The sequence below is a fragment of the Acinetobacter sp. FDAARGOS_559 genome (assembly GCF_003940475.1).
Classification (GTDB): Bacteria; Pseudomonadota; Gammaproteobacteria; order Pseudomonadales; family Moraxellaceae; genus Acinetobacter; species Acinetobacter baumannii.
This window is the reverse complement of record NZ_RKJG01000005.1, coordinates 1,553,638-1,569,025: the sequence shown is the minus strand read 5'-3', so window position 1 is coordinate 1,569,025 and position 15,388 is coordinate 1,553,638. Positions and strand designations below refer to the sequence as shown.

The 15,388-nt window shown below is 39.3% G+C and carries 16 protein-coding genes; 8 read left to right on the top strand and 8 right to left on the bottom strand.

The window, feature by feature from the left end; translation table 11 throughout:
- Nucleotides 1-3 precede the first annotated feature (3 nt).
- From adeI to EGS71_RS08910, 5 genes are all read right to left on the bottom strand, one after another.
- On the bottom strand, nt 4-1,254 hold the full coding sequence (adeI, locus tag EGS71_RS08930; protein WP_000986590.1) for a multidrug efflux RND transporter periplasmic adaptor subunit AdeI: 1,251 nt from the start codon (nt 1,252-1,254) through the stop codon (nt 4-6).
- A gap of 24 nt (nt 1,255-1,278) precedes the next feature.
- Nucleotides 1,279-1,905, bottom strand: coding sequence for a phosphatase PAP2 family protein (locus EGS71_RS08925; protein ID WP_002004370.1), 627 nt, complete (start codon nt 1,903-1,905; stop codon nt 1,279-1,281).
- Between the two features lie 184 nt (nt 1,906-2,089).
- Nucleotides 2,090-4,150 carry a site-specific recombinase gene (locus EGS71_RS08920; RefSeq protein ID WP_000547886.1) on the bottom strand — a complete coding sequence of 687 codons (2,061 nt, stop codon included), beginning with the start codon at nt 4,148-4,150 and terminating at the stop codon, nt 2,090-2,092.
- A gap of 14 nt (nt 4,151-4,164) precedes the next feature.
- Nucleotides 4,165-5,142, bottom strand: a complete 978-nt coding sequence (sdsA, locus tag EGS71_RS08915; protein ID WP_000234081.1) for an All-trans-nonaprenyl-diphosphate synthase — start codon at nt 5,140-5,142, stop codon at nt 4,165-4,167.
- Between the two features lie 47 nt (nt 5,143-5,189).
- Complete coding sequence (locus EGS71_RS08910; protein WP_000667114.1) at nt 5,190-5,489, bottom strand: hypothetical protein; 300 nt, start codon at nt 5,487-5,489, stop codon at nt 5,190-5,192.
- A gap of 96 nt (nt 5,490-5,585) precedes the next feature.
- On the opposite strand from EGS71_RS08910, the gene rplU reads away from it, so the two are divergent.
- From rplU to EGS71_RS08875, 7 genes are all read left to right on the top strand, one after another.
- Nucleotides 5,586-5,897, top strand: coding sequence for a 50S ribosomal protein L21 (gene rplU / locus EGS71_RS08905; RefSeq protein ID WP_000271409.1), 312 nt, complete (start codon nt 5,586-5,588; stop codon nt 5,895-5,897).
- A gap of 18 nt (nt 5,898-5,915) precedes the next feature.
- Nucleotides 5,916-6,173 (top strand): 50S ribosomal protein L27, encoded by a 258-nt coding sequence (gene rpmA, locus EGS71_RS08900; protein ID WP_000201632.1) that lies wholly within the window; start codon nt 5,916-5,918, stop codon nt 6,171-6,173.
- Between the two features lie 240 nt (nt 6,174-6,413).
- A complete protein-coding gene (gene lolA, locus EGS71_RS08895; protein WP_001056757.1) occupies nt 6,414-7,109 on the top strand; it encodes an outer membrane lipoprotein chaperone LolA in 696 nt (231 codons plus the stop codon).
- Nucleotides 7,110-7,236: 127 nt separating this feature from the next.
- A complete protein-coding gene (locus EGS71_RS08890) occupies nt 7,237-8,025 on the top strand; it encodes an RsiV family protein (RefSeq protein WP_001177768.1) in 789 nt (262 codons plus the stop codon).
- 118 nt (nt 8,026-8,143) lie between these two features.
- Nucleotides 8,144-9,415 carry a serine--tRNA ligase gene (serS, locus tag EGS71_RS08885; RefSeq protein ID WP_000566834.1) on the top strand — a complete coding sequence of 424 codons (1,272 nt, stop codon included), beginning with the start codon at nt 8,144-8,146 and terminating at the stop codon, nt 9,413-9,415.
- A gap of 67 nt (nt 9,416-9,482) precedes the next feature.
- Nucleotides 9,483-10,856 carry a siroheme synthase CysG gene (gene cysG / locus EGS71_RS08880; RefSeq protein WP_000350922.1) on the top strand — a complete coding sequence of 458 codons (1,374 nt, stop codon included), beginning with the start codon at nt 9,483-9,485 and terminating at the stop codon, nt 10,854-10,856.
- A 76-nt stretch (nt 10,857-10,932) separates the two neighbouring features.
- A complete protein-coding gene (locus EGS71_RS08875) occupies nt 10,933-11,406 on the top strand; it encodes a tRNA (cytidine(34)-2'-O)-methyltransferase (protein WP_000582207.1) in 474 nt (157 codons plus the stop codon).
- A 49-nt stretch (nt 11,407-11,455) separates the two neighbouring features.
- Here the strand turns inward: EGS71_RS08875 and EGS71_RS08870 are convergent, their stop codons facing one another.
- Nucleotides 11,456-11,836 carry a winged helix-turn-helix transcriptional regulator gene (locus EGS71_RS08870; RefSeq protein ID WP_001001259.1) on the bottom strand — a complete coding sequence of 127 codons (381 nt, stop codon included), beginning with the start codon at nt 11,834-11,836 and terminating at the stop codon, nt 11,456-11,458.
- A gap of 116 nt (nt 11,837-11,952) precedes the next feature.
- Between EGS71_RS08870 and EGS71_RS08865 the strand changes: the two genes are divergently transcribed.
- Nucleotides 11,953-12,513, top strand: a complete 561-nt coding sequence (locus EGS71_RS08865; protein WP_000071883.1) for a flavodoxin family protein — start codon at nt 11,953-11,955, stop codon at nt 12,511-12,513.
- Between the two features lie 39 nt (nt 12,514-12,552).
- Here the strand turns inward: EGS71_RS08865 and EGS71_RS08860 are convergent, their stop codons facing one another.
- A complete protein-coding gene (locus EGS71_RS08860; protein ID WP_000183443.1) occupies nt 12,553-13,938 on the bottom strand; it encodes an APC family permease in 1,386 nt (461 codons plus the stop codon).
- 265 nt (nt 13,939-14,203) lie between these two features.
- Nucleotides 14,204-15,388, bottom strand: coding sequence for an iron-containing alcohol dehydrogenase (locus tag EGS71_RS08855; protein ID WP_001118407.1), 1,185 nt, complete (start codon nt 15,386-15,388; stop codon nt 14,204-14,206).

Sequence of the window (15,388 nt, the reverse complement as noted above, 5' to 3'; positions counted from 1 at the left end):
CCCTTATGCATTTGAAGCTGCTTTCTGTTCTGCTTGAGGTTTACCTGATTGAGCCGGTTTCGCAGCATTTGGTGCTGCACCTTGAGAGTTTGTTGGTTGAGCTTGATAAGGTTTTGCCGATACTTCTTGCCCTTCTTTAACTTTGGCAACACCATCAACAATCACTTTATCGCCGGCTTTTAAGCCGTTAGTCACAATCCAGTTTTGTCCTTGAACACCAGAGGTTTCAACAGGACGGCTCTCAACAACCCCTTTAGCATTAACAAGCATCGCTACAGCTTGTCCTGTAGGTAAACGAGTAATGGCAGCTTGAGGAATCAGGTAAGCATTTGGAACAACGCCCTGAACAATTTGCGCAGTGGTATACATACCCGGAAGCAATAAATGATTCGGGTTAGAGAATACGGCACGTAATGTAATTGTTCCTGTATCTTGGTTTACAGAAGCGTCAGAGAAAGCAAGTTGCCCTTCGATTGGATAGGTAGAACCATCTTCAAGCTTTAATTTTACTTTCGTGTTGTTACTGTTATTTAAACTGCCTTTGCTTAGTTGCTGACGTAAACGCAATAACTCAGCACTAGACTGATTAATATCAACATAGATAGGATCTAACTGTTGAATCGTTACCAACGGGTCAGTCTGGTTTGCAGTAACCAAAGCACCAGCCGTTACTGAAGAACGACCAGATTGGCCAGAAATAGGAGAGCGAATTGTAGAATAACCAAGATCTACATTTGCATTTGTTACTTGAGCCTTAGCTGCTGCAACTTGTGCTTCTGCAACATTGACTTGACCAAGTAAGTCATCATATTCCTGTTTAGACACAGCATTACTAGAAACAAGTTGTTTATAACGATTTAACTTGGTACGTAGTGAAGCTAGATTTGCCTGTTGTTGTAGGAGTGATGCTTTTGCATTTTCTAACGTTGCACGGTTCGTTCTAGAGTCGAGCTCATAAAGCGCCTGACCTTCACGAACATAGCTTCCTTCAGCAAATAAACGTTTTAAAATCACGCCACTTGTTTGAGGACGAACTTCAGAAATTTGATATGCTGAAGTACGGCCTGAAAGCTCAACGCTTTGTTCAACACTTTGTGGTTGAGCAACAATAACACCTACTTCTGCAGGCGGCATTTTCTGAGCAGCAGCAGCTTGCTGTTTCTCATCGGAGCCTTTGCTACAACCAACAAGCGCGATACTTGTTGCTAATGCGCAAGCAGTAAGGGCTGGTGCCCAAAGCTTAGCCGACATCATTGTTCCACCTCGTTTAGATAAAATCTAAAAATATATTTGTTTTCTACTTAACCTACTTTGTGTTTGTAATAACCAGAGCCAAAGCAGTGCAATCCAAATAAAACCAATGCCCCAACCAGCGAGTACGTCTGTTGGGAAATGAACTCCTGCATATATTCTTGAAAGCCCCATACACACAAACCAAAGACAGGAGATCAAAACAATATAAGGAGAGTTAATGTTGTGCTTATGGCATAACATAATCATTGCCAGACAAGCCAGTGTTGATGCATAAACACTATGTGCACTTGGGAACGATGCACCGTAACTTTCAACAATATGATATGCCTCAGGAGGTCTAGGCCGGTTAACACACCACTTGAGCAGCCAACCCATGGTGATACTGCCAATAACTCCCAAGCTAATGAAAATAACAGTAATATATTTTTTATACCATGCTAAATATATACATACTAGAAAGGATAAAAAACATACAAAAGGCATGCCGCCTACGCGTGCAAGAAAGGTGGTTATAGTATTAAGATAATCTAAACGATGGTGACTCAATGTTTGAACGGTGAGCAAGTCCAAAGATTGAAGACTTGGTACAAAAAGACCAAGAACACCTAATCCTAAAAAAACGCAACCAATACAAAGCAATAGATAGGGCATAAACACACCTTTGCTTATTCATATAGTTTTTCACTATTGAACGCCGTTGAAAGTGTACTTGCCAGTACACTTTTTTTCAAGCCTGATAGATCATCGTAAATTCATTTTGAAATTTTTTTAACATTTGGAAAAACAATCACAACAAAATTGACGGACATCACATTTTGTGTACAAAGCAAAACATTTAATGTTCTGCTTTTTTTCCACTATTGGCTTGGGCATTTTCTTCTAATTCTAGAGGCTGTTTCGGTGGCCAGAAGAAGTCACTTGGTCGGGTAAGAAAATGGGTCATGACCAGTTTGGCTAATGGCTTCCATTGTTCAAAGCGAACTCGACGTGCACGTAATGCCACAATAATAGTGAGTGTGAAACTCACAAATAAGTTGGTGAGACCAATACAGAGTACGCCTAAAAATGAAACTATAATCAAGCCAATATCAGGACTACCATTAATAGTCATTAAACCTTGAATGAAGTTCGCTGACGCAAAGGCAATGTGACGAATATCTAGAGGTAGGCCCAAAATAAAGCCAATTGTTCCCATACTTCCTAACATTACGCCAAATAGGAAATTACCTGCGAGCGCCCCTAAATTACGTTCAATATATTCTGCAAAACGGTTCAGGCGTTCTTGCCCAAATAAGTTTCTTAAACGTCGATGTGCTTTTAAACGGGGTCCTACTTTTCTATAAACTGCCATGTTGTCGAAGTAGCCCGCAATTAGGCCAGATAAAAACAAACACACCCCAGCAATCGCTGCATGCGGAACGGCTAATGAGGTAAAAGGGTTTAGGCTATGTAATAGATAAGTTGCCTTGGTATGAGTTAATAAAGGCTCATCAAGATAGAACTGCCAAGCAAAGGTAATAAGAGCAGCAGTAGGAATTGCAATCGAGATATTACCCAAAATAGCAATAAACTGAGTTCGAATAATATTGATAATAAGTGCGGCTAATTCTGCAATTTGTGCCGTTTTAGAGCCTTTACGTTGCTGAACTGTGGCTGCAAGTGCGGCAGCTGTCATTGCGGGTTGTTTTGTTGCAACAGTAAAGTGCAATACATGAATCAGAATAAAGCCCAGTGAATAGTTCATACTGAACGTAAAGGCTTGCATGAGCGGAGCCATCGTCATACGTGCAGCAAGAATTTTTAATGAGGCCATACAGGCAATAATCACACCTGCACCAGCAGCGGCTTTATACATGCCCCAAAAGCCTTTAGTGTCTGTACTTACATAGTGTTCACCAGTACGGCTTGCATTTTCTGTGACTTGAAAGGCAATAAGCTCACTGGTCGTGCTGAGTAACGAGCGGACGCTTTTTTCACTATAATGTGCTTTAGTTAAGTCTGAAATTAAGTTTCCTAAAGAAACGTAACGTCCCTCGCTATCGTCTACAACTAGATAGAGTAATAATTCAATCCGATCTAAACACTGTTCAAGTAAAGACAAAAGATAGGTCAAACTTAAACTTACACCGATTCTTTTGGTCGCTCGGCGTATTTTTAAAACGACGTCTCGACACTGCTCTAGCATTACAAATGCTTGAGAGGCATCAGGAGGTGGAAGCACAGCAATGTCGTTGCTAGAAATATCCTGTTTTTTGTACTTCTCTATAAACTCAATAATTTCACGGTTTTGTACCAAAAATGGCGATTCATATTCGGTTAATTCAGGTTGAGCATTAATAAATTCAGGATAAAGACCGATACCACTAATACGGTAAGATAAGACAGTAATTGCCTTAATCATTTCTCGCTGAATGGCATGCTTTTCATCGACATTACTGTTACTTTGCCCAATAAGTCCGAACAAAGTTGCCCAATCCTTGTCATCGACATTGTTTAACCAGATTGAATCACTTTCTAAATAGAAAATTTTTCCAATCAGAATTTTAAGCTGACTTGCATCTTCAATAAGTGGCAGAAAGTGACCGCCAAGTCTTTGCCCAAGCTGGTTCCAGAAGCCATCTAAAGACAAAATACCACTATCTGCATATAAGCTGACTTGCTTATATTGATTAATGAGGCGTAATAAAAAGGTTTGTAAAAGAGCTGGAGCGGTAGGAGTAAGTAATAGACTATCAATAAAAGCTTGTATTTTTTGCTCTATTTCATCCGTATCTTGAGGATCGGATGGCCGTAAAGCATTGACTAGGTCAATGAGAATATTTTCGTCAATAACAGCTTGAGGGTTTTCAAGCTGTTTCTGGATTTTAAAAAAATGTTCTGAAAAATTTATATGCATAGGCAAAATAATATCTACTGTATTCGATGTAATGCAAGCCGAGTTAAATTAATCAACGCTTGACGATAAGGTGTATCAGGCAAGATTGATAAGGCTTGCAGTGCTGCTTCTGTTTCTTCTTGGGCACGGCGCTGGCAATAGTCTAAAGCACCAGACTTTTGCACAATTTCAATCACTTTAGGTAATTGGTCAACACCACCAGTCGCAATACTGCGTCTAATAATGGCATGCTCTTCACCGGTTGAATGTGCTAATGCTGAAATTAACGGTAAAGTCGGTTTACCTTCCATTAAATCATCACCAATATTTTTACCTAATGTTTCAGCATCTGAAGTGTAGTCTAAAATATCGTCAATAATCTGGAATGCATTTCCGAAATGGCCTGCAAATAATCTTAAAGGTTCGCGGTAAGCTTCTTGCCCAGCCAAAATAGCCGCACCTTCGGTTGCAAGTTCAAATAAACGAGAAGTTTTCCCGTGAATAATTTTTAAATATGTTTCTTCGGTTGTATCCGGTTGATGCTGAGATTGGAGTTGTAATACCTCACCTTCAGCAATTTCACATGTACCTGTTGAGAAGTCTTTTAATAAGGTCATGTTGTTTAAATCAACCAAAAGGTCAAAAGCGCGGGCAATAAGGAAGTCACCAACCAATACGGCCGTTTGATTGTTCCATGTTGCATTTGCAGTAGGACGACCACGGCGAAGTCCAGATTCATCAACTACATCATCATGCACTAAAGTTGCGGTATGAAGCATTTCAATAATAGCTGCCAGACGCTGTGCATTTTGCATATTGTCGAGGCCGCAAGCGCGTGCTGCAAGTAAACACATGATTGGGCGCATACGTTTTCCGCCAGCTTCAACTACATGTTTACTCACTGACATGACCAAGCCGACTTTTGAGCTAATTCCTTCATTAATCAAGTGATCCATCGCAGCAAAGTCTGTAGCAACAGGAGCGAGAATGTCTTGCTTAAAATCGATGACCATATGAAGAAAAACCCCGTATTGGTAGATAAGTGGCGTTAGTGTATCAATTAAAAGTGCATTAAACAGGGAAACAAGCAATTGATATTAATCATTTGTATGTTCATGAAGAGTTTTTTGTTTTTTATTTCGGCAAAACCATGTGTTTCCGACAAAACAATAAATTTTAATAACGTCAACATGAATACAGCTTGTTCTTGTTGCAAGTTGTGTCTGGAACTGTATTTTAAATTCCATTCAGAATCAATGAAAAGTACTAAAATCAAATTGAAGCTATTTTTATTATGTAAGAATGATAGCTTCTGTTGCTTAGTTAAAGATAAAGCACTTGTCGTTTGATCAAATTTCACTTAAAATCTGTCGCCTTGTATAACCCCAGTGGCGTTCGTTTTAAGATCGATATATCCCTTTATCGGCACGACGACACGGGCTGATTGGAGTACGTTATGTACGCAGTAATCCAAAGCGGTGGTAAACAGCACCGTGTAGTTGAGGGTGAAACCCTTAAAGTTGAATTATTGAAGGCTGAATCTGGCGCAACTATTACATTTGATGATGTATTAATGGTTGTAAACGGTGACAACATTCAAATCGGTGCTCCAGTTGTAGCTGGCGCTAAAGTAACTGCAGAAGTGATTGGTCATGGTCGTCACGACAAAATCCGCATCATCAAAATGCGTCGTCGTAAACACTACCGTAAACAACAAGGTCACCGTCAATGGTTCACTGAGTTGAAAATTACTGGTATTTCAGGCTAATCACGAGGAGTAAGAGACATGGCAACTAAAAAAGCCGGTGGATCGACGAAGAACGGTCGTGATTCAAACCCAAAAATGTTAGGTGTTAAAGTTTACGGTGGTCAAACTGTAACTGCTGGTAACATCATCGTTCGTCAACGTGGTACTGAATTCCACGCTGGTGCAAATGTTGGTATGGGCCGTGACCATACTTTATTTGCTACTGCTGACGGCGTAGTAAAATTCGAAGTGAAAGGTCAATTTGGCCGTCGCTACGTAAAAGTTGAAACTGTTTAAGTTTTAGCTTAAGAAAAAGCCCACATTTTGTGGGCTTTTTTTATGGAAATACATCAATATTGTCTTCATGATGATGAATGAAATTCTACAAACAACATGAATAACATAACAAAATATCTTATTTTCTCAATGATTAGCACAAAGTTTGTCGGTTAATATAAGTCTTGAATGAAGAGCTTGTTTAGCTGGATTAATTGAAAGGCTAGCAAGTTATCTTACAGCAACTAAAAAGGTGATGACATGAATATGCTTCGTAAAACCATGTGTGCTATTACACTCAGCGCCTCAGTGCTTGCTCCTGTAATGAGTACTACAGCGTTCGCTGCACCCGTAGCAGCACCGGAGCAACAGGCAATTGGGAACCTGGTAAATCAGTTATCAGGCTTACAGCGTTTGACTGCCGATTTTGAACAGACAACGAAAGCGAATACAAAAACTGTAGCACAGAAAAAAGGCTTAAGTGCTCAGCATATGAACCAGACATTTAAAGGTTCAATGAAAGTTGAACGTCCGGGGAAATTTTATTGGGAAACTGTAAGTCCCTCTAAGCAAACTATTGTAACAAGTGGAAAAACAGTCTGGATTTATGACCCTGATCTACAACAGGCTGTGCGCCAAAGCCTAGATGATCAGGTCGCTGATACACCGGCTTTATTACTTTCTGGTAATACTAACCAAATCATGAAGTCTTACCGAGTAACTCAGCCAGATAAATCTAAGTTATATTTCACTTTATTCCCTAAAAAAGAAGATGGAGCTTTCCAAAGCTTAACGATTAGTTTTGGTGCCAACAAAGCACCTACACTCATGGTATTGCAAGATTCTTTAGGTCAAACGACTTATGTTCGTTTCAAGAATGTTAAAGTAAATGCCTCAATTCCGGCTTCAACTTTCAATTTTACGCCTCCGAAAGGTACCGATATTATTGATCAATAAGCCTGATTATTTAGAAAGCCATCTTTACGATGGCTTTCTTTTTATATATCAAGCCTAGATACATTTTTTAACCCCGTCTTAAACTTACGCTTTGTATAGTGGTAGGAGTGAGTTTACGGGGATTAACATGCAACTTTACGATAAAAAAATTATTTTCATTCTTCCAATGTTAGCTGCCATGGTTGCGGTGAGCGGTTGTCAGCCAAAATCTACGGCTAAAGATGAACAACCGGCTTCTAGTGCTTCAGTAAAAGAGCAAAAGCAAGCTGAAGTCCCTGTCATTCAAGCAAAAGTTGTTCCGGTAAAGCTGCCAAAACCTAAAGTTTGTCTTGAAGACGGCTGCACTGAATATGATTTTCAGACCGTACAAACCAATCAAAAATGGATTAATGATTATTTTACGAACCGTATAAAGAAAGCAGACCCGAATGCTTTTGCAAATTTGGCTGATAAACCTGTTGAGGTACCGGAAGGGGAGCCGAGCTCAAGTCAGAGTGCAATCTATGTCCGTTATTTAGGGCAAAATTATAACCTTGCAACCTTTGCATTCCAGACATATTCATACTCTGCGGGGGCAGCACATGGTATGTCACATCAAGAGTTTGTAAATTTTGACTTGCTAAATAAAAAGCACATTACCGTTGAAGAACTTATTAAGCCAGATGTTGAAAAACAGTTAGTTGATGCGCTTTTTGATGCAAATACTAATTGGCTTCAAGAGCACAATATTAGCCGTGAAAAACTGCAATTAAGTGATAATTTCTACTATGGTGCAAATGGGATTGTTTTTGTCTATCCAATTTATGAATTAGCTTCTTATGCAGAAGGTATGTCTGAATTAACCTTGCCATATTTTGAAGCAGCTAAATATATTAAACCTGAGTATTTACCGAGTGTACCGAACTATAACTTATAAAATATAAGATCTATTCTAAGAATTGTGTGAAAGCTATTCGTTATGAAGATGATCACTATATTTTTTAGTGTTAAGGGCTTACACTATAGCCAGTTTTTTACCCATATTATGATTGATTATGATCGACCCTAAGTTACTCAGAAATAATATTGAAGTCGTTAATGCAGCTTTGGCAAAACGTGGTGTTCAGTTAGATGTTCAAGAATGGGCATCTTTAGAGACTCGCCGTAAAGACTTGCAATCAAAAACTGAAAAGTTACAGGCAGAGCGAAATGCCGGTGCTAAACAAGTGGGTCAGATTAAAAAATCCGGTGGCGATGCTTCTGAAATCATGGCACGTATGCAAGCCATTGGTGATGAAATTAAAGCTGCCGAAGTTGCTTTATCAGAGCTACAAAACGAGATTGAGCAAAAAGCGCTTAGCATTCCTAACTTGCCGGACGAATCTGTACCAGCTGGTAAAGATGAAAATGATAACGTTGAAATCTCAAAATGGGGTACACCTCGTCAGTTCGATTTTGAAATCAAAGATCATACTGATTTAGGCGAGTGGATGGGCGGATTAGAGTTTGAAACTGCCACTAAACTCACGGGCTCACGTTTTAGTGTGTTGAAGGGCCCTTTAGCTCGTCTACAACGTGCTTTAACTCAGTTCATGCTCGATACCCATACTTTAAAGAATGGTTATACCGAAGCGTATGTGCCTTATTTGGTAAATGCTGATTCATTACGTGGGACAGGTCAGTTACCAAAATTTGAAGAAGATTTATTTAAACTTCAAGGCGAAAAAGAATACTACCTCATCCCTACAGCAGAAGTTCCAGTCACTAACTTTGTCCGTGATGAAATTATTGATGCAGATCGCTTACCATTAAAATATGCGGCTCATACACCATGTTTCCGTAGTGAAGCAGGTTCTTATGGTCGTGATACACGTGGTTTAATTCGTCAGCACCAATTTGATAAAGTTGAAATGGTGCAAATCGTTAAGCCTGAAACATCTATGCAGGCACTTGAAGAGCTTACTGCACATGCTGAGGGCATTTTACAGGCGCTTGGTTTGCCTTACCGCAAAATTTTGCTCTGTGGTGGTGATATGGGCTTTGGTGCGACTAAAACTTATGATTTAGAAGTTTGGGTTCCAAGTCAAAATACTTACCGTGAAATTTCAAGCTGCTCTAATATGGGTGATTTCCAGGCACGTCGTATGAAAGCACGCTACCGTATGGATCAGAAGAAGACCGAATTGGTGCACACTCTAAATGGTTCAGGCCTTGCTGTAGGGCGTACTTTACTTGCAGTAATGGAAAATTACCAACGCGAAGACGGTTCAATTGAGATTCCAGAAGTATTACGCCCATATATGGGTGGTGCAACGTTTATTGATTAAGCTTTGCATCTAAATTGTGCACGGTTTTTGCTTAAACATAGTCAGATGATTGATGTAGAGGTTTAAGGTGGATATTTTTCCAATCTCTTTGAAGTTGCAACAGCAACGTTGTCTGATTGTGGGCGGAGGGCATATTGCTTTACGCAAGGCAACCTTATTGGCTAAGGCAGGAGCAATAATTGATGTTGTTGCTCCTGCAATTGAAGATCAGCTTCTGCAATTAATTACAACAACAGGCGGCGTGTCGTTTATTGAAGCTTTTGCTGAAAAGTTTTTAAGTACACCCTATCGTTTAGTTATTGCAGCGACCAATGATGCAGAAGTAAATAAAACAGTTTTTGAGCAGTGTGAAGCGCGCAATTTACTTGTAAATAGCGTCGATGATATTCCACATTGCCGTTTTATGGTGCCTGCGATTATTGATCGATCTCCATTAATTGTTTCAGTGGCTTCAAATGGAACATCTCCTGTTCTATCTCGTCAAATCCGTACGCAGTTAGAAACCTCTATTCCACACGGCATGGGCAAGTTAGCTGAGTTTTCAGGAAAATGGCGCAATCAGGTTAAGGAAAAAATTTCTAATCCAGATGAGCGCCGTATATTTTGGGAAAACTTGTATGCAAGCCCCTTAAAAGAACAAGTTTTTAATGACAATCTAGATGTTGCCGATAGCATGCTTGAACAAGCACTGCAGGAGTGGAAAGCACCTAAAGGCGAGGTTTATTTGGTGGGTGCAGGTCCAGGTGATCCTGAACTCATTACTTTAAAAGCTTTACGTTTAATGCAGCAAGCTGATGTGGTCATTTATGACCGTCTTGTTTCTGCACCTATTTTAGAATTGTGCCGTCGAGACGCAACAAAAATATATGTTGGTAAAGCGCGTTCTAACCATAGTGTTCCTCAAGAAGGTATTAATGCATTATTGGTTGACTACGCGAAAAAAGGTAAACGTGTTTGTCGTTTAAAAGGGGGAGACCCTTTTATTTTTGGCCGTGGTGGCGAAGAGATCCAAGAATTATTCCAAGCTGGCGTCCCATTTCAAGTTGTTCCCGGTATTACTGCTGCGTCAGGTTGTTCAGCTTATGCAGGTATTCCGCTTACCCATCGTGATTATGCCCAGAGTGTCCGCTTTCTTACAGGCCATCTAAAAGAAGGTTCTCCTGAGTTACCGTGGAATGAGCTGGTATACGAAAACCAGACATTAGTACTGTATATGGGGTTGGTGGGATTAGAGCGTATTTGTGAGCAGCTGATTGCGCATGGACAACGTCCAGATATGCCAGTTGCATTAATTTCAAAGGGTACGACACCTGAACAGAAGGTTGTGGTGGGGTCACTTGCTGATATTGCATCTAAAGTGACAGAACATCAAATTCATGCGCCGACACTCACAATTATTGGTGAGGTTGTACGTTTGCGTGAACAGTTACAGTGGAATTAGTAGGCTTATTGATATCTGCAAAAGAGATGTAATTATTGCCTGAGCTAACCAATAAGTAATTTAAGTGAGTAATTAAGTGATTCATGTTGTTCTATACGAGCCTGAGATTCCTGCTAACACAGGTAATATTATTCGTCTATGCGCGAATACAGGCGCTCAATTGCATTTAGTTAAGCCTTTAGGTTTTGAACTTGATGATAAAAAGCTTAAACGCGCAGGGCTTGATTATCATGAATGGGCAAGAATGCAAATTTGGGACAACATAGAGCTTTGTCTTGCGGACCTAAAAGCAAAAGGTGTTGAGCATGTTTTTCCTTTAACTACGAAAGGTTCTGCTACGCCTCATACAGTTGATTTAAATAGACCTGTGGCTTTATTGATGGGGCCAGAAACACGCGGCTTGCCTGAACATGTTCGTCTGATGTTCCCTCAAGAACAATGGATTCGTTTACCAATGGCAGAAAACTCAAGAAGTTTAAACTTATCTAATGCAACTGCCGTGATCGTATATGAAGCATGGCGTCAGCAAGGCTTTAAAAAATTAGGTTAATTTCTTAAGTTCTAAATAAAAATAAGGCCCTTAGTGGCCTTATTTTTATTTAAGCTTGTTCTAGTATCTTTTCGTCATAGATGATTTGGGCTGCTAAAACTTGCTCAATATTAGTTTCAGCCCACTCTTTTAACTGATATGCCATAGCAGCTACATTTTGCCCAAGTGGCGTGAGGGAATAATCGACACGAATAGGGGAAGTATCCTGAATTTTTCGTTCGATAAAACCGTCTCTCTCTAACATTTTTAACTTCTGAGACAAGACTTTAGGTGAAATCCCTTCAATATTTTTTTTAAGTAAGTTGAAGTGCTGAGTTTCATGCTCAAGAATATTTAAGATGAGTAAAACCCATTTGTCTGCAATTTTTTCAAAAAACAGTCGAGCAGGGCAATGTTGTTGAAAAATATTATATTTTAGACATTCATTCATCTAATTTACCCTCTCTTTTCTAAAAAAATAGGATAGTTACCAAATGGTAACTAATTGACACCTAGTATCTAAAATATATCATTAAATGGAATTTAATAAAACATAGGTTTTCTTCCATGTCTAATTCTAATATTGCGGTTGTATATTTCTCGGGTTATGGCCACACTAAAGTAGTGGCTGAAACTTTTGCTAATGAAATTAATGCTCAACTTATCCAGATTAATCAGGAAGGTAATATCACTGAGCAAGATTGGGAAACATTGAATAATGCAAAAGGCATTGTGTTTGGTGCGCCGACTTATATGGGTACAGCACCATGGCAATTTAAAAAATTTGCTGATGCAACTTCAAAGGTTTGGTTCATACGTGGTTGGCAAGATAAAGTTTTTGCAGGCTTTACGAATAGTGCAAGTTTAAATGGGGATAAACAAGTTACGCTTATCCAACTGCAAACTTTAGCATCACAGCATGGTGGTATTTGGGTGAGTCTGGGCTTATTGCCAGCGAATACCAAAGATGCAACACGTGAAGATGTAAATAATTTAGGCGGTTCGGTAGGGCTTTTAGTTCAATCGCCTTCGGATGCAAGTGTAGATGAAGTCCCAACAGGGGATTTGGAAACAGCTAAAGTTTATGCAAAACGTGTACAAGCCATTGTAAATAAAATATATGGTTAATGAGTCCATAAAAAAAGGCGCTTTTAAGCGCCTTTTTTATTATTCATGCTCATTATGTTGAGGAGCATTATATTTAAAGCCTTTGGTTTTATAGGCAAGATAACCTACCCCAAACACTGCCCAAGCTAAGCCAATTTGCAAAGCAAGCTTGTCAATTTCTAACCACATTAAGAACACACTAGCAAAGCCAAGCGTTGGTACAATAATGTAATTAATAATATCTTTGATAGATTTGTTTTTACCATCTCTCAGCGCGTAGCGCGAAATCACCGAGAAGTTTACAAAACTAAAAGCAGTTAAGGCCCCGAAACTAATTAAGTTAACAATATGTTCAAGGTCTAAAAAGCCAGCAGATAATGCAACTACACCAACAATAAGAATATTGTAAGTCGGAGTATGCAATCTTGGGCTAATATGACCAAACAGCTTTTTATTGATAACCCCATCACGGCCCATTACATACATTAAGCGAGATACACCAGCATGTGCTGAAATACCGGATGCCATTACTGCAACTACAGCAAAATATAAAACTAATGTTTTAAATGCAATGCTGCCAATTGCTGCAACCATAACAGGTTGTGATTCATCTAACGGTTTAAAATAGATGTTTGGGTTGCTAGGGAAATACAACTGGATAAAGTAAGTGCTTACGATAAAAATAATACCTGCAAGCAATGCTGTTGAGAAAATCGCTTTTGGAAGCGTTTTTTCAGCATCTTTAGTTTCTTCTGCAAGTGAAGATAAAGCATCAAAACCTGTAAAAGAAAAGCACAGTACTGTTGCACCACCAATCAAAGCACTAATAGAAGTCATATCATTCCAAAAAGGAGTTAATGACCATAATTCGGCTTTATCGGGATTAAGCGTACCATCAGCATATACGCCTTGGGTAAGGAGAATATATACTTGATAAACAAAGTAAAAAATAACACCAAGTTGAATAACCACAATTGTACTGTTAAAACGCGCGACAAAGCGTGCGCCAAATAAGTTAATCACAGTCATTAATGCAGTTAAGCCAATAACCCATAGCCAATTATTTACTTCTGGAAATAAAGCTCTTAAATAAATATCGGCCAAAATGATATTGACGAGTGGTGAAAGTAGATAGTCTAGCCAAGATGACCAACCCACCATAAAACCAACATTAGGGTGAATTGACTTTTGGGCGTAGGTATATGCTGATCCTGAAGAAGGATAGCGTTTGATCATGTGTCCATAACTGATCGACGTCAATAAAATTGCAACTAAGGCAAAGATATAAGAAGTAGGTACATGTCCACCACTTCGTTCTGATACTAAACCAAAAGTATCAAATAAAGTTAATGGCTGAATATAAGCTAAACCAATAATAATGATGTGCCAAAGCACAAGATTCTTTTGAAGTTTAGCTGTTGGTTTAGTCCCAGATAAGTTTGTCAACGGCGTTATCCTCATAATCGTTGATCAAGGATCAGCTTGGTGTTAAGGATCGTTTGAGACGAACGATCCCCCCTACATAAAAGATAAAGTGCGCCAATCTATCCTAAATTGATGCAAATTGTCAGTACTTTCGTGGATTTTTTAGCAAATTTTTTGCCATATTTCCAAAGAAAATGATGAATAAAAATTCATAGATATAAAAAAGGTCTGATTTGTCATAAAAATCAGACCTTTAGCTTTTTGCTTTAGATATCTAAATCTTAACTTACCAAGCTTTTTGTAAGATCTCTCGTAGATCTTTTAAGCTTGCTTCTTTAGGATTATAAATAATTGAGCCATCATTTAGTGCTTTCTCTGCCACTTCATCAAGCTGTGCTTCAGTAACTTTACCTGTTTCACGTAAGGTACGTGGTAATTTGGTTAAGCTAAATAAACGATCACGCATTGCTAAAATAGTTGCGATTGCTCTGTCTGCACGCTGAGTAGCAGGAGTCTGGGCATAAATATCGGCACCTGCAAGTGGTAATAGCAACTCGCCAATTTTCTGACCATTGACTTGTTTATTGTACTCAAGCACATAAGGTAAGAATAAGTTCATGCACAGCCCGTGGGGCAGGTGAGCAACTGCACCTAATGCATGTCCTAATGAGTGTACAAGGCCTACCATCGAGTTAGAGAATGCGATACCTGCCATTGTAGAAGCTTGTGCAAGTTCTAAACGACCTTGTGTGTCATTTGGATTTTCTAAGACATTAAATAGATTTTCGCTAATCTTTTTAATACCTGCACTTGCATAGGCATCGCTGAGTGGGTTGGCTGCCATACAGGTGTATGCTTCAACACAATGTGTTAACGCATCCATACCCGTCATTGCAGTTAAGTGAGGTGGTAAAGTTAATGTCATGCGTGGATCTAAAATCGCAGCATGTGGCATTAAGTAATATGAAGCAAATGCCAATTTAACATTCTTTTGTGTATCAGACACAACAGCAACCATGGTCACTTCAGATCCCGTACCTGATGTAGTCGGGATGACGAAAAATGGTTTTAATGGTTTTGGTAGGTTGTGTGCACCAGAATATTGAAGAAGATCATCTCCACCTTCTGATACTAAAATGTTAGTTGCTTTAGAGGTATCGATAACAGAACCACCACCCACAGCAATAATCGCATCACATTTATTTATGCGATAAGCTTCCGCGGCAAGTCGAACAACTTCAAGACTTGAGTCTGGTGGAACATCATCAAAAACATGACCAATGACTGCATCAGTTGTGCTAAAAGCAGCTTCAATAGGGTTTAACAAGCCATTTGCACGAACACCTTTATCGGTAATGATAAGAGGGCGTTTTGCACCTAAAGTCGCAAGTTCAAACGGAATATGTTCTAAAGCAGCATTACCGGCAATGACTTTTACAGGACAAAAGAATTCGTAATATGGTTTAGCCAT

What these genes read in the sequence shown, in the direction of transcription:
- adeI (WP_000986590.1), bottom strand. Translation starts at nt 1,254, where the DNA reads ATGATGTCGGCTAAGCTTTGGGCACCAGCCCTTACTGCTTGCGCATTA.
- EGS71_RS08925 (WP_002004370.1), bottom strand. Translation starts at nt 1,905, where the DNA reads ATGCCCTATCTATTGCTTTGTATTGGTTGCGTTTTTTTAGGATTAGGT.
- EGS71_RS08920 (WP_000547886.1), bottom strand. Translation starts at nt 4,150, where the DNA reads ATGCATATAAATTTTTCAGAACATTTTTTTAAAATCCAGAAACAGCTT.
- sdsA (WP_000234081.1), bottom strand. Translation starts at nt 5,142, where the DNA reads ATGGTCATCGATTTTAAGCAAGACATTCTCGCTCCTGTTGCTACAGAC.
- rplU (WP_000271409.1), top strand. Translation starts at nt 5,586, where the DNA reads ATGTACGCAGTAATCCAAAGCGGTGGTAAACAGCACCGTGTAGTTGAG.
- rpmA (WP_000201632.1), top strand. Translation starts at nt 5,916, where the DNA reads ATGGCAACTAAAAAAGCCGGTGGATCGACGAAGAACGGTCGTGATTCA.
- lolA (WP_001056757.1), top strand. Translation starts at nt 6,414, where the DNA reads ATGAATATGCTTCGTAAAACCATGTGTGCTATTACACTCAGCGCCTCA.
- EGS71_RS08890 (WP_001177768.1), top strand. Translation starts at nt 7,237, where the DNA reads ATGCAACTTTACGATAAAAAAATTATTTTCATTCTTCCAATGTTAGCT.
- serS (WP_000566834.1), top strand. Translation starts at nt 8,144, where the DNA reads ATGATCGACCCTAAGTTACTCAGAAATAATATTGAAGTCGTTAATGCA.
- EGS71_RS08870 (WP_001001259.1), bottom strand. Translation starts at nt 11,836, where the DNA reads ATGAATGAATGTCTAAAATATAATATTTTTCAACAACATTGCCCTGCT.
- EGS71_RS08865 (WP_000071883.1), top strand. Translation starts at nt 11,953, where the DNA reads ATGTCTAATTCTAATATTGCGGTTGTATATTTCTCGGGTTATGGCCAC.
- EGS71_RS08855 (WP_001118407.1), bottom strand. Translation starts at nt 15,388, where the DNA reads ATGGCTAAACCATATTACGAATTCTTTTGTCCTGTAAAAGTCATTGCC.